16 protein-coding genes and 1 pseudogene are annotated in these 18916 nt (G+C 56.1%); 12 read left to right on the top strand and 5 right to left on the bottom strand.

Translation table 11 applies throughout. The features are described from left to right. Nucleotides 1-453 carry a type IV pilin protein gene (locus ACN0XM_RS17950; RefSeq protein WP_417568309.1) on the top strand — a complete coding sequence of 151 codons (453 nt, stop codon included), beginning with the start codon at nt 1-3 and terminating at the stop codon, nt 451-453. Nucleotides 454-525: 72 nt separating this feature from the next. Here the strand turns inward: ACN0XM_RS17950 and ACN0XM_RS17945 are convergent, their stop codons facing one another. From ACN0XM_RS17945 to ACN0XM_RS17935, 3 genes are all read right to left on the bottom strand, one after another. Continuing rightward, entirely contained in the window at nt 526-1092 is a 567-nt protein-coding gene (locus tag ACN0XM_RS17945) for a GspH/FimT family pseudopilin (RefSeq protein WP_417568308.1), read from the bottom strand. Between the two features lie 125 nt (nt 1093-1217). Next, nucleotides 1218-2606, bottom strand: a complete 1389-nt coding sequence (locus tag ACN0XM_RS17940) for a sigma-54-dependent transcriptional regulator (protein ID WP_417568307.1) — start codon at nt 2604-2606, stop codon at nt 1218-1220. Nucleotides 2607-2662: 56 nt separating this feature from the next. Further along, on the bottom strand, nt 2663-3352 hold the full coding sequence (locus tag ACN0XM_RS17935; RefSeq protein ID WP_417568415.1) for a sensor histidine kinase: 690 nt from the start codon (nt 3350-3352) through the stop codon (nt 2663-2665). Between the two features lie 356 nt (nt 3353-3708). Between ACN0XM_RS17935 and ACN0XM_RS17930 the strand changes: the two are divergent. Then, nucleotides 3709-3777: pseudogene (locus ACN0XM_RS17930) on the top strand (hypothetical protein); the annotation flags it as partial. Between the two features lie 634 nt (nt 3778-4411). Then, a complete protein-coding gene (locus tag ACN0XM_RS17925; RefSeq protein WP_417568306.1) occupies nt 4412-6076 on the top strand; it encodes an NAD+ synthase in 1665 nt (554 codons plus the stop codon). Between the two features lie 4 nt (nt 6077-6080). On the opposite strand, the gene ACN0XM_RS17920 is transcribed toward ACN0XM_RS17925, so the two are convergent. Further along, nucleotides 6081-6914 (bottom strand): outer membrane protein assembly factor BamD, encoded by an 834-nt coding sequence (locus ACN0XM_RS17920; RefSeq protein ID WP_417568305.1) that lies wholly within the window; start codon nt 6912-6914, stop codon nt 6081-6083. A gap of 135 nt (nt 6915-7049) precedes the next feature. Here ACN0XM_RS17920 and rluD point away from each other — a divergent pair, with 135 nt between their 5' ends. The 3 genes from rluD to clpB all read left to right on the top strand — a co-directional run bounded on the left by rluD (nt 7050) and on the right by clpB (nt 11537). Further along, a complete protein-coding gene (gene rluD, locus ACN0XM_RS17915; protein WP_417568304.1) occupies nt 7050-8027 on the top strand; it encodes a 23S rRNA pseudouridine(1911/1915/1917) synthase RluD in 978 nt (325 codons plus the stop codon). Next, nucleotides 8017-8772 carry a peptidoglycan editing factor PgeF gene (gene pgeF, locus ACN0XM_RS17910; protein ID WP_417568303.1) on the top strand — a complete coding sequence of 252 codons (756 nt, stop codon included), beginning with the start codon at nt 8017-8019 and terminating at the stop codon, nt 8770-8772. The genes rluD and pgeF overlap by 11 nt, the downstream gene beginning before the upstream one ends. Before the next feature lie 188 nt (nt 8773-8960). Next, nucleotides 8961-11537, top strand: a complete 2577-nt coding sequence (gene clpB, locus ACN0XM_RS17905; RefSeq protein ID WP_417568414.1) for an ATP-dependent chaperone ClpB — start codon at nt 8961-8963, stop codon at nt 11535-11537. A 45-nt stretch (nt 11538-11582) separates the two neighbouring features. On the opposite strand, the gene ACN0XM_RS17900 is transcribed toward clpB, so the two are convergent. Continuing rightward, nucleotides 11583-12044: a DUF4124 domain-containing protein gene (locus ACN0XM_RS17900; RefSeq protein WP_417568302.1), complete on the bottom strand. Its 462-nt coding sequence runs from the start codon at nt 12042-12044 to the stop codon at nt 11583-11585. 519 nt (nt 12045-12563) lie between these two features. On the opposite strand from ACN0XM_RS17900, the gene ACN0XM_RS17895 reads away from it, so the two are divergent. The 6 genes from ACN0XM_RS17895 to ACN0XM_RS17870 all read left to right on the top strand — a co-directional run bounded on the left by ACN0XM_RS17895 (nt 12564) and on the right by ACN0XM_RS17870 (nt 18461). After that, nucleotides 12564-14282: an acetolactate synthase 3 large subunit gene (locus ACN0XM_RS17895; protein ID WP_417568301.1), complete on the top strand. Its 1719-nt coding sequence runs from the start codon at nt 12564-12566 to the stop codon at nt 14280-14282. A gap of 2 nt (nt 14283-14284) precedes the next feature. After that, nucleotides 14285-14776, top strand: a complete 492-nt coding sequence (gene ilvN, locus ACN0XM_RS17890) for an acetolactate synthase small subunit (protein WP_048497877.1) — start codon at nt 14285-14287, stop codon at nt 14774-14776. Between the two features lie 64 nt (nt 14777-14840). Beyond that, nucleotides 14841-15857, top strand: a complete 1017-nt coding sequence (gene ilvC, locus ACN0XM_RS17885) for a ketol-acid reductoisomerase (protein WP_099619866.1) — start codon at nt 14841-14843, stop codon at nt 15855-15857. A gap of 88 nt (nt 15858-15945) precedes the next feature. Continuing rightward, on the top strand, nt 15946-16764 hold the full coding sequence (pssA, locus tag ACN0XM_RS17880; protein WP_417568300.1) for a CDP-diacylglycerol--serine O-phosphatidyltransferase: 819 nt from the start codon (nt 15946-15948) through the stop codon (nt 16762-16764). Nucleotides 16765-16862: 98 nt separating this feature from the next. After that, on the top strand, nt 16863-17837 hold the full coding sequence (gene msrP / locus ACN0XM_RS17875) for a protein-methionine-sulfoxide reductase catalytic subunit MsrP (RefSeq protein WP_417568299.1): 975 nt from the start codon (nt 16863-16865) through the stop codon (nt 17835-17837). Then, nucleotides 17838-18461: a sulfite oxidase heme-binding subunit YedZ gene (locus tag ACN0XM_RS17870; RefSeq protein WP_417568298.1), complete on the top strand. Its 624-nt coding sequence runs from the start codon at nt 17838-17840 to the stop codon at nt 18459-18461. The last annotated feature ends 455 nt before the right edge of the window (nt 18462-18916 follow it).

Raw genomic sequence — 18916 nt, 5'->3', positions numbered from 1 at the left:
TTGGTTAAGGCAAGGAGTTCCCAGGCAGGTTTTACGCTTATCGAACTGATGATTGTGGTGGCGATTATCGGAATCATCGCTGCAATCGCTTATCCCAGTTACGTAGAGTACACGGATCGTACTCGCCGTTCTGATGCTCAAGGAGCGTTAACCGGGCTCTCGGGTGCTATGGAGCGATATTATGCTTCCAACAACACGTATGAGAGTGCAGCCGTCGGTGGTTCGGATACCGGCGCTCCGGCCATATACCCGGACGAGGCGCCACTGGATGGGGGGCAGAAGTATTATGACCTGACTATCGAGGCTGCGGATGCAAACTCTTACACCCTGCGGGCCACTCCGAAAGGAGTGCAAGCGGGGGATGGAAACCTGGAGCTTGACTCCACCGGTGCGCGACGCTGGGATCGCGACAATGATGGTTTTGGCGCTGGTGATAATACCTGGGAAAACTAACTTCCAGTAATGCTTGCAGCAATGATTGAAACGCCGGCCTTCAGGGTCGGCTTTTTCGTCTATGTCCGACAATTAACCAGGGCAGAAAACCTTCGCTCCCCATGAAAGCTTAATCATGCCATCCGCGTCCTTGTCGTGCTCGGCCCGGAAACGACCGGCAATGTTGACCGCCATGTAGCTCATGTTGCCGCTTGCCGGATTCGAAGGACAAAGTATCAGGCTTCCCATTGCGCCATGAGTCATACCCCTGGGATTAAACTGAAAGTAGCCTCGCCCGGCTGTGCGAGAGCGTATCCGGAAACCCCCGAAGTCTGGCGTGAATTCCCGGATTACCGTGTCTTCGTCAGGTTGTTTGTTATTGTCTGAATCAACAAATACCGAAATGGTGTTTTCCCAGTCGTCTATGCATTTGTTCTGTGACGAGAGGGGACAGACGGTGATCAGCTGACGCTGACTTGCCGCCGACCAGCGGGCGAATGCGAAGATTGAGTGATAGTGTTCAATAAGGGTTCTGTGCTTTGATCGCTCGATCCAACCTCCGAACGACTGAACAGCAAAACCGGTGGCAATGGCCAGCACGGCGACCGTAATAACAAGCTCCGGCAGTGTAAAACCTGCAGGTGATTTGGCAGTACTCATCGTTAACATCCATGTTCTATCTTTTTGGGAAGTACCGGATTCACGTCCTGCGATATCCGGTAAGATTATCTTAAAGGGATGGAACTTATATTCTGTGAACCAGTCTTTTTATATGTCTGCTAACTTTACTCCATCTCCAACTTCTTCAACCGATACCGCAACGCCCGAAAACTGATCCCCAACCGCTTTGCCGCTGCCGTCTTGTTCCATCGGGTCGCTTCCAGCGCCTTCTCTATGGCGTGCCGCTCAATGTTCTCCAGGTACCCCTCCAGATCGATCTCCCCATCCGGAACGGTGAAGTTCTCACCTTCGCCGGCCTGGCCCTCAGCAATGATCTGGGAGGGTGATGCTGCGTGCTGCACACCATTGCCGAGATGCAGGTCATCGGCATCAATCTGGTCGGCATCGCACAGGGTGAAGGCGCGCTCCAGAACATTCTCCAGTTCCCGAACGTTTCCGGGGAAGTCATAGCTCTTGAGGCGCTCTATCGCAGCGGGAGTTAACCTGGCTGGATCACACTCATACTCCTTTGCAATTCGGTCAAGGATGTGGCCGGCCAGCAGGGGAATGTCGTCCTCGCGCTCCCTCAAGGGCGGAACAGCCAGTTCGATAACGTTGATCCGGTAGAACAGATCCTGGCGGAAGCTGCCTTCCTGAACCAGCTCTGGCAGGTTTTTGTGGGTGGCGCTGAGCACCCGGATATCCACCGGTACTTCCTTGGTATCGCCCACGGGCCGGACAGCTTTTTCCTGGATGGCACGGAGCAGCTTCACCTGCATGGCCAGCGGTAGGTCTGCGACTTCATCGAGAAACAGCGTCCCTCCATTGGCAGAGCGGAACAAGCCGTCCTTGTTTTCTACCGCACCGGTAAAACTGCCTTTCTTGTGTCCGAAGAATTCGCTTTCCATCAGTTCCGAGGGAATCGCACCGCAGTTAACAGCAACGAACGGCCCCTCGCGGCGAGGGCCTTGCAGGTGGATCATGCGGGCGACCAGTTCCTTACCACTGCCGGACTCACCACTGATAAAGACCGGGGCCTGACTCCGGGCCAGTTTCCGGGTCTGGTTTCGCAGCTTTCGGATTTCGGGAGATTGTCCGAGCAGCAGGCCGGGCTCGTCTGCGGCGTCTTCTTTATCTGCCTTGGGTTCCGACAGTTTCAGGGCACTGTTGACCAGTTCCCGGAGGCGCGGAAGTTCAACCGGCTTGGACACGAAATCAAAGGCGCCGGCTTTAAGGGACTCAATGGCGGTATCCATATTGCCGTACGCAGTAATGACCGCCACGGGGGTGGCCGGAGCATGCTGCTGTATCCATTGAACCAATTCAATACCATTGCCGTCGGGCAGGTTCATGTCTGTGAGGCAGAGGTTCGGTTTGTTGTGTTCCAGCGACGCCAGGGCGCTGGTGAGATCGGGTGCCGTGACTGTTTTTATTCCCATCCGGGTTAGGGTGATTTCAAGCAGTTCCCGAATGTCCGGCTCGTCGTCAACGATCAGCGCTGTGTATGTGGTCATCTTGTGTTGTCGGTTCCATGTCGTTATTCATACGCCCGATATCCGCTGGCGTCGGGTCAGATCATTCGCCCCGGGTGGGCGAACGTAATGCGGAAACAGCAGCCGGGCTTGTTATCTTCTACGAGGGAAAGATGCGCCTGATTAGCCTCGCACAGTTCCCGGGCCAGATAAAGTCCGAGCCCGGTTCCGGCCTTGTCTGTCGTGAAAAACGGCTCGAAAACCGAGCTTCGGTTTTCCGGAGCAATTCCGGGGCCTAAGTCACGGACATCGATATAGGCCCGCTTGCCATCATTGGTTGCGCCAGCATGTATTCCTATCTGTCGCTGCCCAGAGTGCTGTTCACTGTAGCGTAAACCATTGTCGCAAAGGTTCACCATCACCTGTTCAATCTGACTCTTGTCGAACCGCGCCGGAGGCAGCTGCGGATCGATTTTCAGAATGATATTTGCAGCTGTGCAGTCGTCGTCCTGTGTCTGAAGGAAGTCTTCCCTGAATTCCTGGAGCCACGGCGCCAGCTCAATAAGATCCGCATTGGCTACCCGGCGCCGGGACAGGTCCAGAACATTCTCGATGATGCCATTCACACGGCGTGAATGGCGTCTTATGATTCCAAGCATCTGGCGGTCGCCGGGCTCCAGGTTCGGGGCTTCTTCCATCAGCTGTGCCGCATGGCTGATCGCACCCAGAGGGTTGCGGATTTCGTGTGCGATACCTGCTGTTAATCGTCCCAGCGAGGCCAGCTTCATCTGCTGTGCCTGTTGCGTGACTTTGCTCATATCCTCAATGAAAACCAGAATCTGGTCACCTCGCTCCTGGTCCAGCTGGGTGAAGTTTGCCTGCAACAGTGGAGATGTGGGGGAGGGCTGAAAGGGTTCGATACGGTGTGTGGGGTCCTTCAGCCAGACGTCCAGGCCAAGTTTGAGTGCCTTGGGCAGCACAGTTGTGTACTGATGCGCCGCGCCCGAGACTTTGGGCATACCGTATAAGAGCTCCTCGGCCGCCGCGTTGGCCAGTCGGATCTGGCCGAACCGGTCCAATACGAGTATGCCGGTGCGCATGCGCTGGATGATCTGCTGGTTGATCTGTTCAAGCTCGGCAATGCTGCGGGCCCGGCTGGTGGCCAGGGCTTCACTTCGCATCATCCGTCGGGAGATGTACTGCAACACGATAGCCGCTGCAAAGTAGAGAATTCCGAGAGAGCCGGCACGGACAATGTCGTCGGCGGATTCGCCCAGTGCCAGAACCGCCCACCCCGAAATGCCAAGGGAGCAGATGGCGGCCAGTGCGGCATAGAAGGTTCCCATGCGGCTGGGTGTAAGTATGTTGCCCGCGGCCACGGAAACAATAACGAGGTTAGCCAGGCCGTTGGTTATGCCGGTGCTGGTGAGCAACAGTCCGTGCATGATCAGGATGTCCAGCAGAATCGAGAGCGTGATGTGCCGTTGGCTGGGGTGAAAGCCGGCTATCAGAAGCAGGGCAATAAAGGCATTCAGGGCAAGGTATGCGGAAACGCTGGCCTGATAGTAGTCGAGTAGTCGGAACCGCATATCAAAATTGATCGGGTCGACAAACAGCAGCGCCACCAGCATCAGGCTGACCACAAGACGATAGTGGTTGTAGATCCTGAACAGCTTGGCCTGCTGCAGTCCGGACGGCGTGGTGGGTGCCGGGCTGAGAGTGTCGGTTGAACGTAACGGTGTATCTACTGCCATGATTTAAAGGAATCCGCTGTTGGTCGGGAGAAATCCTCGCGCTTGCGGGGTTATAATAGCCTTTTCATGGCAATGAGTTACAGGAGCCCATTTATGTCCGTTTCGGGAAAGCTATCCGCCACCGGAGTGTCGGCCAGAAAATTGCGGGTAGTGATGGCCCAGCTGGATTTTCTGGTCGGTGATATACCGGGTAATACGGAGCTTGTGATTGATGCGGCTCGGCGAGCCGCATCGGACCACCAGGCGGACATTGTGGTTTTTCCCGAACTTTGTCTGACGGGGTATCCACCAGAGGATCTGCTGTTGCGGCCGAGCCTTGAGGTCCGGGTTAACGAAGCCCTTGAGCGCCTCCAGGCAGAAAATCTGGAGGCGGCGATTGTTATTGGCGCGCCCCTGCGCCATGGTGCACTCCTGTACAACGCGGCTCTGGTTATCGATGGTGGCGAAATCACCGGTCGGTATTTCAAGCGGTTCCCGCCCAACTACCAGGTGTTCGATGAAAAGCGGTATTTCGCGGAAGGTACGGAGGTTCTGACCCTGAATATCCGTGGCGCTCAGGTTGGCATCACCGTTTGTGAAGACATCTGGAAAGAAGGGCCGGTAGAAGATTGCGCCTCGGCCGGAGCCCGGATGATCCTGAACCTGAACGCATCGCCCTACGACATCGACAAACAGGCCCGCCGGAAGTCGTTGCTGGAGCGCAAGGCCCGGGAGAACCTGGTCAGCATCGTGTATGTGAATCTGGTAGGTGGCCAGGACGAGCTGGTCTTCGACGGTGGCTCCATGGTGTTTGATCACTCCGGTGTGCTGATGGCAGAAGCGCCCCAGTTTGGTGAAGGACTTTATCCGGTCGATTTTCTGTGTGAGCACCACTGCCAGCCGGTTTCCCAGCCTTTACCCGAAGAGCCCTCGCTGGAAGCTAATGTGTATGGCGCTCTGGTGACGGGCGTACGGGATTACGTGAACAAGAACGGCTTCAAATCGGTGGTCCTAGGGTTGTCTGGCGGCATTGACTCAGCGGTTACTCTGGCGGTGGCGGTTGATGCCCTGGGTAAGGACCGGGTCCGGGCGGTGATGATGCCTTTTCGCTATACCTCCAGCATGAGTCTTGAAGATGCTGAGGCTGAGGCGGTGGCGCTGGGAGTGCAGTACGACGTGTTCTCCATCGAGCCCATGTACGAGGCCTTTATGGAAACCCTGGCGGGGCCCTTTGAAGGTACTCGTCCGGATACGACCGAGGAAAATCTCCAGGCCCGCCTGCGCGGTGTGCTGCTGATGTCCCTGTCCAACAAATTTGGGTCGCTGGTGCTGACGACCGGCAACAAGAGTGAGATGGCGGTAGGCTATTCAACCCTTTATGGCGATATGGCCGGTGGTTTTGACGTGCTCAAGGATGTGCCGAAAACCCTGGTGTTCCGGTTGGCCAAATACCGGAATACTGTCTCCCACGCAATTCCGGAGCGGGTTATCACCCGGCCACCCTCTGCAGAACTGGCACCAGACCAGAAAGATGAGGACAGTTTGCCCGGTTACGATGTACTGGATCAGATCCTGAATCTTTACGTCGAGCGGGATTTCAGTGCCGATGCCATCGTTGCGGAGGGCTTTGCGCGGGCCGATGTGGATCGCGTTATCCGCCTGGTGGACATCAATGAATACAAGCGGCGTCAGGCGCCAATCGGCGTGCGGATTACCGAGCGTGGATTTGGTAAGGACCGTCGCTACCCCATCACCAATGGCTGGAAGAGCGGTAAGTAGTCTGTTACTCGTCGCCCATCAGGCCAAAGGTGACGACATTGGTGAGTGAGCGATTCTCTCCCTTCAACAGGCCTGCCTCAAACTCGCCATTGGCGTTAAACGCTTCACTGTTCGGGAAGTTGGTGCGAAGCAGTGCGATGGCGTCCTGGGCGCCCTTTTTCAGCTCCAAGAACTGATAGGTTTCAGCCATGATGATCAAGGCTTCTTCCACAGAGGGTGATGACGGATAGTTCTCCACCACATAGCGACCGCGGTTGTTGGCGGCTACAAAGGCCTGGCGCTTGATATAGTAACGGGCTGCATTGATTTCCAGTTCGGCCATGCGATTGCGAATCGCGATCATGCGCTGGCGGGCATCAGCCACGTATTGGCTGTTCGGATAGCGGTTGAGCAGCTCTGAGAAGTCCCTGAAGGACTGCAGTTGTTCACCCGGATCCCGGGCCGCCACGTCGATCGGAAAGTATCGGGCCGCAAGCCCGAGGTCCAGGTTATAGGAGGCAAGGCCGCGCATGTACAGGGCATAATCCGCGTGGTCGCTCTGCGGATTCAGGCGCAGAAAACGGTCGGCCGCTGCGCGGGCGCCCTCTAGGTCCAGGTTCTGGTAACGGGCATAGATAAGATCAAGCTGAGCCTGCTCGGCATAGCGGCCAAACGGATAGTAGGTTTCTAACGAGTCCAGGTTTTGCTCCGCTTCATTGAAATTCCCGGAGTTCATCGCCTGGCGGGCATTCTCGTAGTAGGTCTTCTCCGGAAGCACTTCTTCCTGCTTGTTGGAAGCGCAGGCACTGATCAGAATAACCAGTGTGGAAAGTAGCAGTAAACGAAGACCTGATCTCATGCCGGAATCCCGTATAATGTCGATTAATTCAAGGGCAGCCATTGTAACGGGGAAGTTGCCCCGTGTGCAGAGGGAACGCCCCGCTGTTTCAAAGAATCTGACCGAAACGTAACACACACAGGCCCTGGGGGCTTAATGTCATCTGAAAATCGAATTGTCGCCAGCTTTGTTGTACCACCGGCGTTGAGTGACCGGCGCCTGGATCAGGCAGCGGCAGAGCTGATGCCCGAGCACTCCCGTTCGCGGCTGCAATCATGGATAAAAAGCGGTGCCTTGACCGTGAATGGCGAGACGCGAAAGCCTCGGGATAAGGTGATGCTGGATGATCGCCTGGAGCTGGATGCCGAGCCGGAAGCTCAGGTCAGCTGGCAGGCCGAGGAAATCTCCCTGGATATCGTCTACCAGGACGAGCATCTTCTGGTCATCAACAAGCCCGCCGGACTCGTGGTGCATCCCGCAGCCGGCCACGCGGATGGCACTCTGGTCAATGCGCTACTGAATTATGCCCCCGAGGTGGAGAACCTTCCCAGGGCAGGTATCGTGCATCGGCTCGATAAAGATACCTCGGGCATCATGGTTGTTGCCCGCAGTCTGATTGCCCACACCTCTCTGGTGGACCAGTTGCAAACCCGAACCATGGGGCGGGAATACGAAGCGGTCGTTGTTGGCACACTGACCGGTGGTTCAACGGTGGATGCGCCTATCGGCAGGCACCCCCAGGAGCGCAAAAAAATGGCAGTGGTTGCTTCGGGCAAGCCTGCGGTTACCCATTATCGCCTGGTCGAGCGCTTTGCCGCCCACACGCTTATCCGGTGCAAACTTGAAAGCGGCCGTACTCACCAGATCAGGGTACACATGGCCCATGTCAAACACCCGCTGGTTGGTGATCCGATGTATGGTGGCCGCCTGCGGCTCCCCAAAGGAACAACCGAAGAATTGCGCGGTGCACTCTCAGCATTCAACCGCCAGGCACTCCATGCCCAGAAACTTACGCTGGAGCACCCGCAGACCGGAGAAATCCTGAGTTGGGAAGTGCCCCTGCCGGAGGATATGGTGCAATTGCTGGCAGCACTCAGAAAGCATGTGAAAGACATGCAAAGCAATGAATTCTGAGTTGCCTTTGATTGAACCGATCTGGCCGGTACAGGCCGGTGTCAGGGCATTCTGTACGACCCGGATTGGTGGCGTAAGCCTGCCCCCCTGGGATTCCCTGAATCTGGGTGATCACGTTGGGGACAGGCGCGGCGATGTTCTTGAAAACCGATCGCAATTAGCGCGGCAAGCAGGGTTGGGGCCGGGAAGTCTTGCCTGGTTAAGCCAGATTCATGGCACCCGGGTCGTGGAAGTCGCCCGCGGGAATCTCAACCGCCTGCCCGAAGCCGACGCCAGCTTTACTCGGGAGTTGGGCATCGCCTGCGTTATTCTGACGGCGGACTGCCTGCCGGTTATCCTGGCCGATCGGAATGGCCGGGTTGTAGGCGCCGCACATGCGGGCTGGCGAAGTTTGTGTGGTGGGGTTCTGGAAAACCTGGTCGAGGCCATGGCGGTCCAGCCAGAGGAACTGCTGGCCTGGATGGGCCCGGCGATTGGCCCTGGGCAGTTTGAGGTCGGCCCGGAAGTGCGGGATGCTTTTCTGGCGGTTGATCCGAGAGCCAGCAGTGCCTTTGCGGAAGCCGGCGCGCGGCCTGGTCATTTCATGGCCGACATCTATCAATTGGCCTATCAGAGACTTCAGAACGCTGGCGTAAACGCGGTACACGGAGGAGGCTTCTGCACAGTGACGGACGCCGCCCGCTTTTACTCTTACCGCCGTGATCGCCAGACCGGTCGGATGGCAACGCTGGTCTGGCTGAGCTGATCGTTCGTCTCTGAAATTGTGCCAACCGGTCCCCCGACTGACTCTCGTCAAATTCCTGACAGTTTGTTGGCTAGCCTGCTTGAAGTCCCTCAGTCTGCCCCTACATTTAAGGTCAAAGCAATTCGAGTGTTGACTGAGCCACCATGGCTCGCCAGAGCATTCGCAAGACGAATCGGGGAACTGAAACCATGAGAATCGACAAGCTGACCAGTCGGCTTCAAACCGCTCTAGCGGACGCCCAATCGCTGGCTGTGGGCAAGGATCATAACTTTATCGAACCGGTGCACCTGATGCAGGCGCTCCTCGACCAGGACAGCAGCGCCATCAAGCCGCTACTGAAACAGGCGGGTGCTGAGCCCGGACGCGTTCGCCAGGCGATTGCCCGTGAAATTGAGAACCTGCCGGAAGTACAGGGATCGGCGGGTGATGTCTCGATGTCCAATGATATGGGGCGCCTGTTCAATATTGCTGACAAACTGGCCCAGAAACGCAAGGACCAGTTCATCTCCAGTGAGCTGATGTTGCTGGCGGCGCTGGAAGACCGCGGAACCCTGGGCCGGGTCCTTCGAGAGCAGGGCGTCGACAAGGCTGCCCTGGAGAAGGCCATCAACGAGGTTCGTGGCGGGGAAGCCGTAAACGATGCCGGCGCGGAAGAAAATCGCCAGGCGTTGTCCAAGTACACCATCGACCTGACCGAGCGTGCTGAAGCGGGCAAACTGGATCCGGTAATTGGCCGTGATGATGAGATCCGCCGCACAATTCAGGTGCTGCAGCGTCGCCGCAAGAACAACCCGGTATTGATTGGTGAGCCCGGCGTGGGTAAGACCGCCATTGTGGAGGGTTTGGCCCAGCGCATCGTTAATGGCGAGGTGCCCGATGGTCTCAAGGACAAGAAAGTCCTGTCCCTGGATATGGGCTCGCTGATTGCCGGTGCCAAATTCCGGGGCGAATTTGAAGAGCGGTTAAAAGCTGTGCTGAATGAGCTGTCCAAACAGGAAGGGCAGATCATCCTGTTTATTGACGAAATTCACACCGTGGTGGGTGCCGGTAAGGCCGAAGGCTCCATGGACGCTGGTAATATGCTCAAGCCTGCCTTGGCAAGGGGCGAGCTGCATTGCGTGGGCGCCACCACCCTTAACGAATACCGTGAGAACATCGAGAAAGACGCGGCGCTTGAGCGCCGGTTCCAGAAGGTACTGGTGAATGAGCCCAGTGAGGAAGACACCATCGCAATACTGCGGGGGCTGAAAGAGCGCTACGAGGTGCATCACGGTGTTGAAGTCACTGATAGCGCCATTATTGCCGCCGCAAAACTGTCTCACCGCTACATTGCTGACCGGCAGCTGCCGGACAAGGCCATTGATCTGGTTGACGAAGCAGCTTCCCAGATTCGCATGGAAATGGATTCCAAGCCTGAGCCCCTGGATCGCCTTGAACGGCGCTTGATTCAGCTGAAAATTGAGCGGGAGGCCCTCAAAAAGGAAACTGACCCGGCGTCGAAAAAGCGCCTGTCGGAGCTGTCGGATGTGATCACAGGAGTGGAGCGCGAGTACGCGGACCTGGAAGAAGTCTGGAATACGGAAAAAGCGGCTCTCCACGGCTCCCAAAAGATCAAGAGCCGCCTGGAGCAGGCCCGGATCGATCTGGAAAACGCCCGTCGGGCAGGGGATCTTGGCAAGATGTCCGAGCTTCAGTACGGACAGATTCCGGAGCTTGAGCGTCAACTGGATATGGCCAGCCAGGCCGAGATGATGGAAATGACGCTGCTTCGGAACCGGGTCACAGAGGAAGAGATCGCCGAGATCGTGTCCAAGTGGACCGGAATTCCAGTCTCCAAGATGCTTGAGGGTGAGCGGGATAAGCTGATGCGCATGGAAGAAGCGCTTCACGGTCGGGTCATCGGCCAGGATGAAGCCGTGGAGTCGGTTTCCAACGCAGTGCGTCGCTCCCGTGCGGGGTTGTCCGACCCGAACCGGCCCAACGGCTCATTCCTGTTTCTTGGCCCGACCGGTGTGGGTAAAACCGAGCTTTGTAAAGCCTTGGCATCGTTTCTCTTTGACACCGAGGAAGCCATGGTGCGGATTGATATGTCCGAATTCATGGAGAAGCATTCCGTAGCTCGCCTGATTGGTGCGCCCCCGGGGTATGTGGGTTATGAGGAAGGCGGCTACCTGACCGAGGCGGTTCGCCGTCGTCCCTATTCAGTGCTGCTACTGGATGAGGTGGAAAAAGCTCACCCGGATGTTTTCAATATCCTGTTGCAGGTTCTGGACGACGGGCGCCTGACGGATGGCCAGGGTCGTACAGTGGATTTCCGTAACACTGTCATCGTGATGACCTCAAACCTCGGATCGGACATAATTCAGCAGAAGGCCGGGGAAGAGAACTACGAATCCATGAAGGCCGCAGTCTTGGAAGTTGTTGGCACGCACTTCCGCCCTGAGTTCATTAACCGGGTGGATGAAGTGGTGGTGTTCCATCCGCTGGCGGAAAGCCAGATCCAGGGCATAGCCAAGATTCAGATCGAGACACTGAGCAACCGCCTGAAAGAGCAGAATATGAAATTGGAGCTGGACGAGGCGGCCATGGAATTGCTCGCGGAAGTTGGTTACGACCCCGTTTATGGCGCCCGGCCGCTTAAGCGGGCAATCCAGCGGATGATCGAGAACCCGCTGTCCCAGCGACTGCTAAGAGGAGACTTCGTGTCCGGTGATGTCATTCTTGGAACGGTGAATGATCACCATCTGGATTTCACCAAGGCGTAAATGAAAAGGGTCAGATGAAAGCTTTCATCTGACCCTTTTTTGATCCTATTGTGCTTTCGGGCCGCAGTTTTCTTCCGCAATCCGCTCGAATTCTGTCCGTTTTTCGGCGATCTCTTCCTGGGACAGGTAGCGCTGCTCGCCATTATCCTCAACCCGGATGCGGGCGTTGCGGTCGATCACGTCCAGGTTTGAGCGGGCTGTTGCGCAATTCGCCTCCCGTTGTTTCCGGCGGGCTTCCTCTACGGCCGTTTCCTGGCGCTGTTCCGCTTCACCCGCCTGCTGTTCCTGCATGTTCTGCAGTCGCTCCTGCGGGCTCTGTCTGTTTCCGGAAGCATTCGAGGAGGTGCCGGAACGAACATTCACGCGTTCGGACTTGGCGCCTGTGGGCTGCCGGTCACCAAAGTGGGTAACCCCGTTTTCGTCGGTCCATTTATAGACAGAGGCGCTCATGGCGATTCCTGGTACTACGGCCAGCAATAAGGTCAGCGTCAGGATTTTTCTGTTCATGGTTCTACTCGCGTATGTTCACTGCTCCCGGGCAGGCAGACAACCTGGATAAACCGGGCCCGTTTTTTACTTTCGATCAGGGCCTATCATGCCATCAGTGCTGTGGATTTTCTTCTGTCTGGTTCAAATCTTTGCACTGGAATTGCGCCAAGTATGGCAGACCTGCGGCCAGTATAGGCACAGAAACCCGCAGCGGCTATTGACAGGGAGTTTAGCGCTGTCAGAATTACCGATTGCCTGAAGACTGGGGTCAATACGGCAGGCAATCCCGAGCGAGTATCCCCCGTTAAACACCACACTGAACGCGCCGCGCATTGGTCGCGGGATGGTTGTTGCTTACGTGCAACCCGTTGTTGGCCGTTCTCCGCAACCCTCAGGAGGGCGGCTGGCCAGGAGACAACCTCTTTTCAAGGTGTGGAGGAGGAGCCGGGTCCGCTTTCAAAAGAAGCATGGACACCGTGAATCCAGGCAACCGGGATGAATCCCGGCTCATTCACTCGTAGAAGAGGGTAGAAAATCGTGGAGTTATTGTCTGGCGCCGATATGCTGATCCGGTCTCTCAAAGACGAGGGTATCGAGTACATATACGGCTATCCGGGTGGTGCAGCCCTTCATATTTATGATGCGCTGTTCAGGCAGGACGAAGTCAAACACATTCTGGTAAGGCACGAGCAGGCGGCGGTCCATATGGCCGACGGTTATGCGCGGGCGACCGGAAAACCGGGCACTGTCCTGGTGACCTCGGGTCCTGGAGCCACCAACACCATCACCGGCATTGCCACCGCATTCATGGACTCCATCCCTATGGTGGTTTTGTGCGGCCAGGTTGCGTCAACCCTCATTGGCGAGGACGCCTTCCAGGAAACCGATATGATGGGCGTTTCCCGCCCCGTGGTGAAGCACAACTTCAGCGTTCGTCATCCCGAGGAAATTCCGGAAATTATTCGCAAGGCGTATTACATTGCTGCTACTGGTCGCCCCGGGCCGGTTGTCGTGGATATACCGAAGGATATGACCACGCCGAACGAGCGTTATGAGTACTCTTACCCCAAGAAGGTCAAGCTGCGCTCGTACAATCCGGCCATTCGCGGCCATGCGGGCCAGATCAAGAAAGCCGTCGATATGATGCTGGCCGCCAAGCGTCCGATCATCTACGCAGGCGGTGGGGTTGTGCTTGGCAAAGCGTCCGATCAGATAACCGAGCTTGTCAGAATGCTGGGCTATCCGATCACCAACACGCTGATGGGCATCGGCTGCTACCCGGCCAGCGACAAGCAGCATCTTGGCTGGCTTGGCATGCACGGCACCTACGAAGCGAATATGGCCATGCACCATTCGGATCTGATTCTCTGTGTGGGCGCGCGCTTTGATGACCGTGTCACCAATGCTACCGAGAAGTTCTGTCCGGGTGCGCGGATTATCCACGTTGATATAGACCCGGCTTCCATCTCCAAGACCATTGATGCGGATGTGCCAATCGTTGGCCCGGTGGATGCGGTGCTCAAGGAAATGCTGTCTCTGGTCAAGGAGAGCAAGGAAAAGCCGGATGCCGATGCGATTGCTTCCTGGTGGAAACAGATCGATGAGTGGCGGGCTTTCCATGGTATGCGCTATGAGACCAGCCCGGATGTCATCAAGCCCCAGGAAGTGATTGAAATGCTGTGTCGCCTGACCAACGGCGAGGCCTTTGTCACGTCCGACGTCGGCCAGCACCAGATGTTTGCGGCCCAGTATTACAAGTTCGACAAGCCCAACCGCTGGATCAATTCCGGTGGCCTGGGCACCATGGGCTTCGGCTTGCCTGCGGCCATGGGTATCAAGCTGACCCACCCGGACGATGAGGTCCTCTGCATCACCGGTGAAGGCAGCATCCAGATGAACATCCAGGAGCTGTCGACCTGCAAGCAGTACAATTTGCCAGTCAAGATCATCAACCTGAACAATCAGGCCCTGGGTATGGTCAAACAGTGGCAGGATATGAACTATGAGTCCCGCCACTCCCAGTCCTACATGGAATCCCTGCCAGACTTCATCAAGCTGGCGGAAGCCTATGGCCACGTCGGCGTTCGGATCGACAAAAAGGAAGATCTGGAAGCCAAGCTCAAGGAAGTGCTGGCCATGAAGGACAAACTGGTGTTTGTGGATATCTATGTTGACCGGTTTGAGCACGTGTACCCGATGCAGGTTGCCCGTGGCGCCATGAAGGATATGTGGCTCAGCAAGACGGAGAGGGTGTGATCATGCGTCGAATCATTTCTGTTTTGCTCGAAAACGAGCCGGGTGCACTTTCAAGGGTGGTCGGCCTGTTTTCCCAGCGTAACTACAACATCGAAAGCCTTACCGTGGCGCCGACCGAGGACGAGACCCTGTCCCGTCTGACGGTGACAACCACCGGTTCGGACAAGGTGATTGAGCAGATTACCAAGCAGCTGAACAAGCTGATCGAGGTAGTAAAGCTGGTCGACCTGACCGAGGGCGCCCACATCGAACGTGAGCTGATGCTGGTGAAGCTGAAGGCCACCGGTTCCCAGCGTGCTGAAATCAAGCGTACGGTGGACATCTTCCGCGGCCAGATCGTGGATGTGACCAGCTCCGTTTACACTGTCCAGCTGGCCGGCGACAGCGAAAAGCTCGATGGCTTTATCCAGGCCATTGGCACCTCGGGTGTTCTAGAAGTGGTGCGTACCGGTGTATCCGGTATTGCCCGGGGCGAGAAGGTGCTCAGCCTTTAACAATTTCAAACAGAGTTTGAACATCATGGCCCTTCGCGGCCATCACATATAACAGAGGTTTCTTATGCAGGTTTATTACGATAAGGATTGTGATCTTTCCATCATCCAGGGCAAGAAAGTTGCCGTCATCGGTTTCGGTTCGCAGGGCCACGCCCACGCGTGCAACCTGAAGGAGTCCGGTGTTGATGTGACCGTTGGTTTGCGCCCGGGCTCTTCCTCCATTGCGAAGGCGGAAGCTTACGGTCTAAAGACCAGCGATGTGCCCTCCGCCGTTGCGGCGGCCGACGTTGTCATGGTTCTGACCCCGGATGAGTTCCAGTCCCAGCTGTACCAGGCTGAAATTGAGCCCAACTTGAAGCAGGGCGCGACCCTGGCCTTTGCTCACGGCTTTGCCATTCACTACAACCAGATCGTGCCGCGCAAGGATCTGGATGTCATTATGGTCGCCCCGAAGGCTCCGGGCCACACGGTCCGTACCGAGTTCACCCGTGGTGGTGGTATCCCTGACCTGATCGCCATATTCCAGGACTCCTCCGGCAATGCCAAGAACCTGGCCTTGTCCTACGCCAGCGGCATTGGTGGCGGTCGTACCGGCATTATTGAAACCACGTTCAAGGACGAGACCGAAACCGATCTGTTCGGCGAACAGGCCGTTCTGTGTGGCGGTACTGTAGAGCTGGTTAAAGCGGCTTTCGAAACGCTTGTGGATGGCGGCTACGAGCCGGAAATGGCGTACTTCGAGTGTTTGCACGAGCTTAAGCTGATCGTTGATCTCATGTACGAAGGCGGCATCGCCAACATGAACTACTCCATCTCCAATAACGCGGAGTATGGTGAGTATGTAACAGGCCCGGAAATCATCAACGAGCAATCCCGCGAAGCCATGCGCAACGCACTGAAGCGCATTCAGAGCGGTGAGTACGCCAAGATGTTCATCTCAGAAGGTGCTCTGAACTACCCGTCCATGACGGCACGTCGTCGCCAGAACGCTGCTCACGAAATCGAGATTGTCGGTGAGAAGCTGCGTGGCATGATGCCGTGGATCTCCGCGAACAAGATTGTGGACAAGGACAAAAACTGAGCAGAATCTCGCCTGGTTTGGAAAACGCGGCCCGGGTGGCCGCGTTTTTCGTATATACTTCGCCCAAATGCTTTCCGGAGTAGTGGGAATGACTGAAGAAAGAACATCTGCCGACGATAAGCAGAACCCGGACTATGAAGTTGAAGCCGGAGAAGTGGTAGAGGAAGAACTTGTGGAAGGTGCGCCGGTCCGGCGTAAAGGTATCTACCTTCTTCCCAATGCGCTGACGACAGCTTCCCTGTTTTCTGGCTTTTACGCTATTGTGTCCGCTGCAAACGGCGTCTTTGATAACGCCGCGATTGCCATTTTTGTTTCGATGATTCTGGATGGTCTGGATGGTCGCGTGGCCCGGATGACCAACACTCAGAGCAAGTTTGGAGAAGAGTACGATAGCCTGGCCGACATGGTGGCCTTCGGTGTCGCCCCGGGTCTGGTAGCTTTTTTCTGGTCGCTGAATGGGCTCGATAAGGTTGGCTGGGCCATTACCTTTATTTATGTGGCTGGCGCCGCGCTGCGCCTGGCGCGTTTTAATACCCAGATCGGCTCTGTCGACAAGAAGTTCTTTGTTGGCTTGCCTAGTCCCGCTGCGGCAGCCTGTGTTGCCGGGCTTGTCTGGTGTTTCCATCTGTTCGAGCCTTCGGCCTGGCTCACGTTTCTGACGATTGTAGTAGTTGGAGGCGCTGGTTTGATGATGGTCAGCAATATTCTTTTTCGTAGCTTCAAGGATCTGGATCTCCGTGGCCGGGTCCCGTTTGCGGCTATTCTTTTGGTAGTGCTAATTCTTGTGGTGATCGCGCTTGATCCTGCCACCGTACTCTTTACCGGGTTCCTGATATACGCGTTGTCCGGCCCCGTTCGCGCCCTGTTTCGTGGAAAACCCCGAAAAGCAGAAGGTGCTGACGACTAAAGTTCGACTTCCCGGGCTTTCAAGGGAAAGCCCGGGGAATTCCCACCTCGGTCTCCGGTCAACGCCTCACACGGCTGACGCTCCAGTGGAGACTGAATATGTTTATCAAGAAGCGCCCAACCTGGGCTTTGCCTGATTCCGAGATTACACCCGAACCGGTTTATCTGAATCGAAGACGGTTCATGTCTGGCACCGTTGCGGTGGCGGCCGGGCTCTCGATGCCAGGACTCCTGTCTGCCGCCGAGTTACCTGTCCAGGGTGAGTCGCTGAACTTCGTCCCGATGCCCGACTATTCCACAGGCGAAGAAAAGACGCCCTTTAAGGATGTCGCTCAATACAATAACTTCTACGAGTTCGGAACGGGTAAGGGGGATCCGGCTAGGTATGCTGACGAACTGTCTGTCGATCCCTGGTCAGTGGTTGTTGAAGGAGAGTGCGAGCAGCCGGGTGAGTACGCCCTGGAGGATCTGTTAAAGCCCCATAATTACCAGGAGCGCGTTTACCGTCTTCGCTGCGTCGAGGCCTGGTCGATGGTCATACCCTGGATTGGTGTGCCGCTGGCGGACATCCTCAAGCGGTTGCAGCCCACCTCCCGCGCCAAGTATGTGTACTTCGAAACTCTGTATGATCCGGATCAGATGCGCGGGCAGCGCTCCCTCTTCAGTACAATCGACTGGCCTTACCAGGAAGGGTTGCGGATGGACGAGGCCATGAATGAGCTGAGCTTTCTGGCTGTCGGCCTTTATGGAAAGACCCTCCCGAAACAGAATGGCGCGCCCATTCGACTGGTTGTCCCCTGGAAGTATGGTTTTAAAAGCATCAAGTCCATTGTGAAGATCCGGTTCGAGGAGGAGAGGCCAAAAACAACCTGGGAGATGATCGCCCCACAGGAATACGGTTTTTACGCCAATGTTAACCCCGAAGTGGATCATCCCAGGTGGAGCCAGAAGAAGGAAAGGCGGCTTCCGTCAGGCCTGCTTTCTCCCAACTGGATGGAAACTGCCAAATTTAACGGTTATGGCGAGCAGGTCGCCCATCTCTATAAAGGCATGGATCTCCGGAAGTTCTATTAGATGTTGGCTTCACGTTGGCTTGGGCATCCCCGATTCCTCCTGGCTTTCCGGCTCCTGGCTGCCTTATGTGCCAGTGTGCCCCTTTTGTTTCTGGTGTCCGGTATTGCAGTGCAATCTCTCGGGCCGGACCCTGGTCAGGAAGTGACGGAGTCTCTGGGGCTTGCTGCATTTCAGCTGCTTATAGCTACGTTATGTATGACGCCGCTCAAACGCTGGACGGGGTGGGTTGGCTGGATCCGGATTCGGCGGATGCTGGGGCTGTTCGCGTTCTTTTACGCGACGCTTCACGTTCTGGCTTTTCTCCAGTTTATTCTGGGCTGGACTGACTTGTGGGCAACCTTTACCAAGCGGCCCTATATAGTGATGGGTGCCTTGTCCTTCCTGATGATGATCCCTCTTGCGCTGACATCAACCAAGGGAATGATGCGGCGACTGGGCAAGAACTGGAAGCAACTGCACAAACTGGTTTATCCGACGGTATTTGTCGCCTGGGTGCATTTTATCTGGCAGGCTCGCAGCGATGTGGGGGAAATGGTGTTTTACGGCCTGGTAATCCTGGTTCTTCTCGCGGTGCGCTGGAAGCGGGCTGGCTCCAGGCAAATGATTCCGTTTGTCAGAGGGTGATTTTCGGGTGTTTTTTGGGCAGGTTGGTCAGTGGCTGATCGATTGCGTAGGTGGAAACCGAAACCGCTGACAATTAATTGAAAAACCTCGTTGACAGTTTTCCTGACGTCTGTAGAATGCGCACCACTTCTGAGGGACAAGCCATTTACGGCGACTTCCCAAAGATAGCAACTGTTTGAAAGTACTGAAGAAATCTGGTTTTAAATTTCTTCGGAAAGCGGTTGACAGTCAGGCGGTTCAGTGTAGAATGCACGCCTCGATTAAGCAGTAAGCCGATGTGTTTTTCGGCGATTTCCGGAGACGGAAAACAGAGAAAAACAAACGGTTGACAAGGTGGCGAAACGATGTAGAATACGCCTCCTTGATTGAGCCACGGCTCAAACGCTCTTTAAAAAGTTAACCAAGTAATTCGTGTGGGCGCTGGCCGAGGTATTTCGGATATGAAATATCAGGAC

Source organism: Marinobacter sp. (genome assembly GCF_048269445.1).
GTDB lineage: Bacteria > Pseudomonadota > Gammaproteobacteria > Pseudomonadales > Oleiphilaceae > Marinobacter.
The sequence above is the reverse complement of the archived record's forward strand: the minus strand, read 5'-3'. Positions and strand labels throughout refer to the sequence as shown.

Bases quoted from the DNA above. Each gene is read 5' to 3' on its own strand.
- ACN0XM_RS17945 (WP_417568308.1), bottom strand. From the start codon at position 1,092: ATGAGTACTGCCAAATCACCTGCAGGTTTTACACTGCCGGAGCTTGTT.
- ACN0XM_RS17940 (WP_417568307.1), bottom strand. From the start codon at position 2,606: ATGACCACATACACAGCGCTGATCGTTGACGACGAGCCGGACATTCGG.
- ACN0XM_RS17935 (WP_417568415.1), bottom strand. From the start codon at position 3,352: ATGAAGCTGGCCTCGCTGGGACGATTAACAGCAGGTATCGCACACGAA.
- ACN0XM_RS17925 (WP_417568306.1), top strand. From the start codon at position 4,412: ATGTCCGTTTCGGGAAAGCTATCCGCCACCGGAGTGTCGGCCAGAAAA.
- ACN0XM_RS17920 (WP_417568305.1), bottom strand. From the start codon at position 6,914: ATGAGATCAGGTCTTCGTTTACTGCTACTTTCCACACTGGTTATTCTG.
- rluD (WP_417568304.1), top strand. From the start codon at position 7,050: ATGTCATCTGAAAATCGAATTGTCGCCAGCTTTGTTGTACCACCGGCG.
- pgeF (WP_417568303.1), top strand. From the start codon at position 8,017: ATGAATTCTGAGTTGCCTTTGATTGAACCGATCTGGCCGGTACAGGCC.
- clpB (WP_417568414.1), top strand. From the start codon at position 8,961: ATGAGAATCGACAAGCTGACCAGTCGGCTTCAAACCGCTCTAGCGGAC.
- ACN0XM_RS17900 (WP_417568302.1), bottom strand. From the start codon at position 12,044: ATGAACAGAAAAATCCTGACGCTGACCTTATTGCTGGCCGTAGTACCA.
- ilvN (WP_048497877.1), top strand. From the start codon at position 14,285: ATGCGTCGAATCATTTCTGTTTTGCTCGAAAACGAGCCGGGTGCACTT.
- ilvC (WP_099619866.1), top strand. From the start codon at position 14,841: ATGCAGGTTTATTACGATAAGGATTGTGATCTTTCCATCATCCAGGGC.
- pssA (WP_417568300.1), top strand. From the start codon at position 15,946: ATGACTGAAGAAAGAACATCTGCCGACGATAAGCAGAACCCGGACTAT.
- msrP (WP_417568299.1), top strand. From the start codon at position 16,863: ATGTTTATCAAGAAGCGCCCAACCTGGGCTTTGCCTGATTCCGAGATT.
- ACN0XM_RS17870 (WP_417568298.1), top strand. From the start codon at position 17,838: ATGTTGGCTTCACGTTGGCTTGGGCATCCCCGATTCCTCCTGGCTTTC.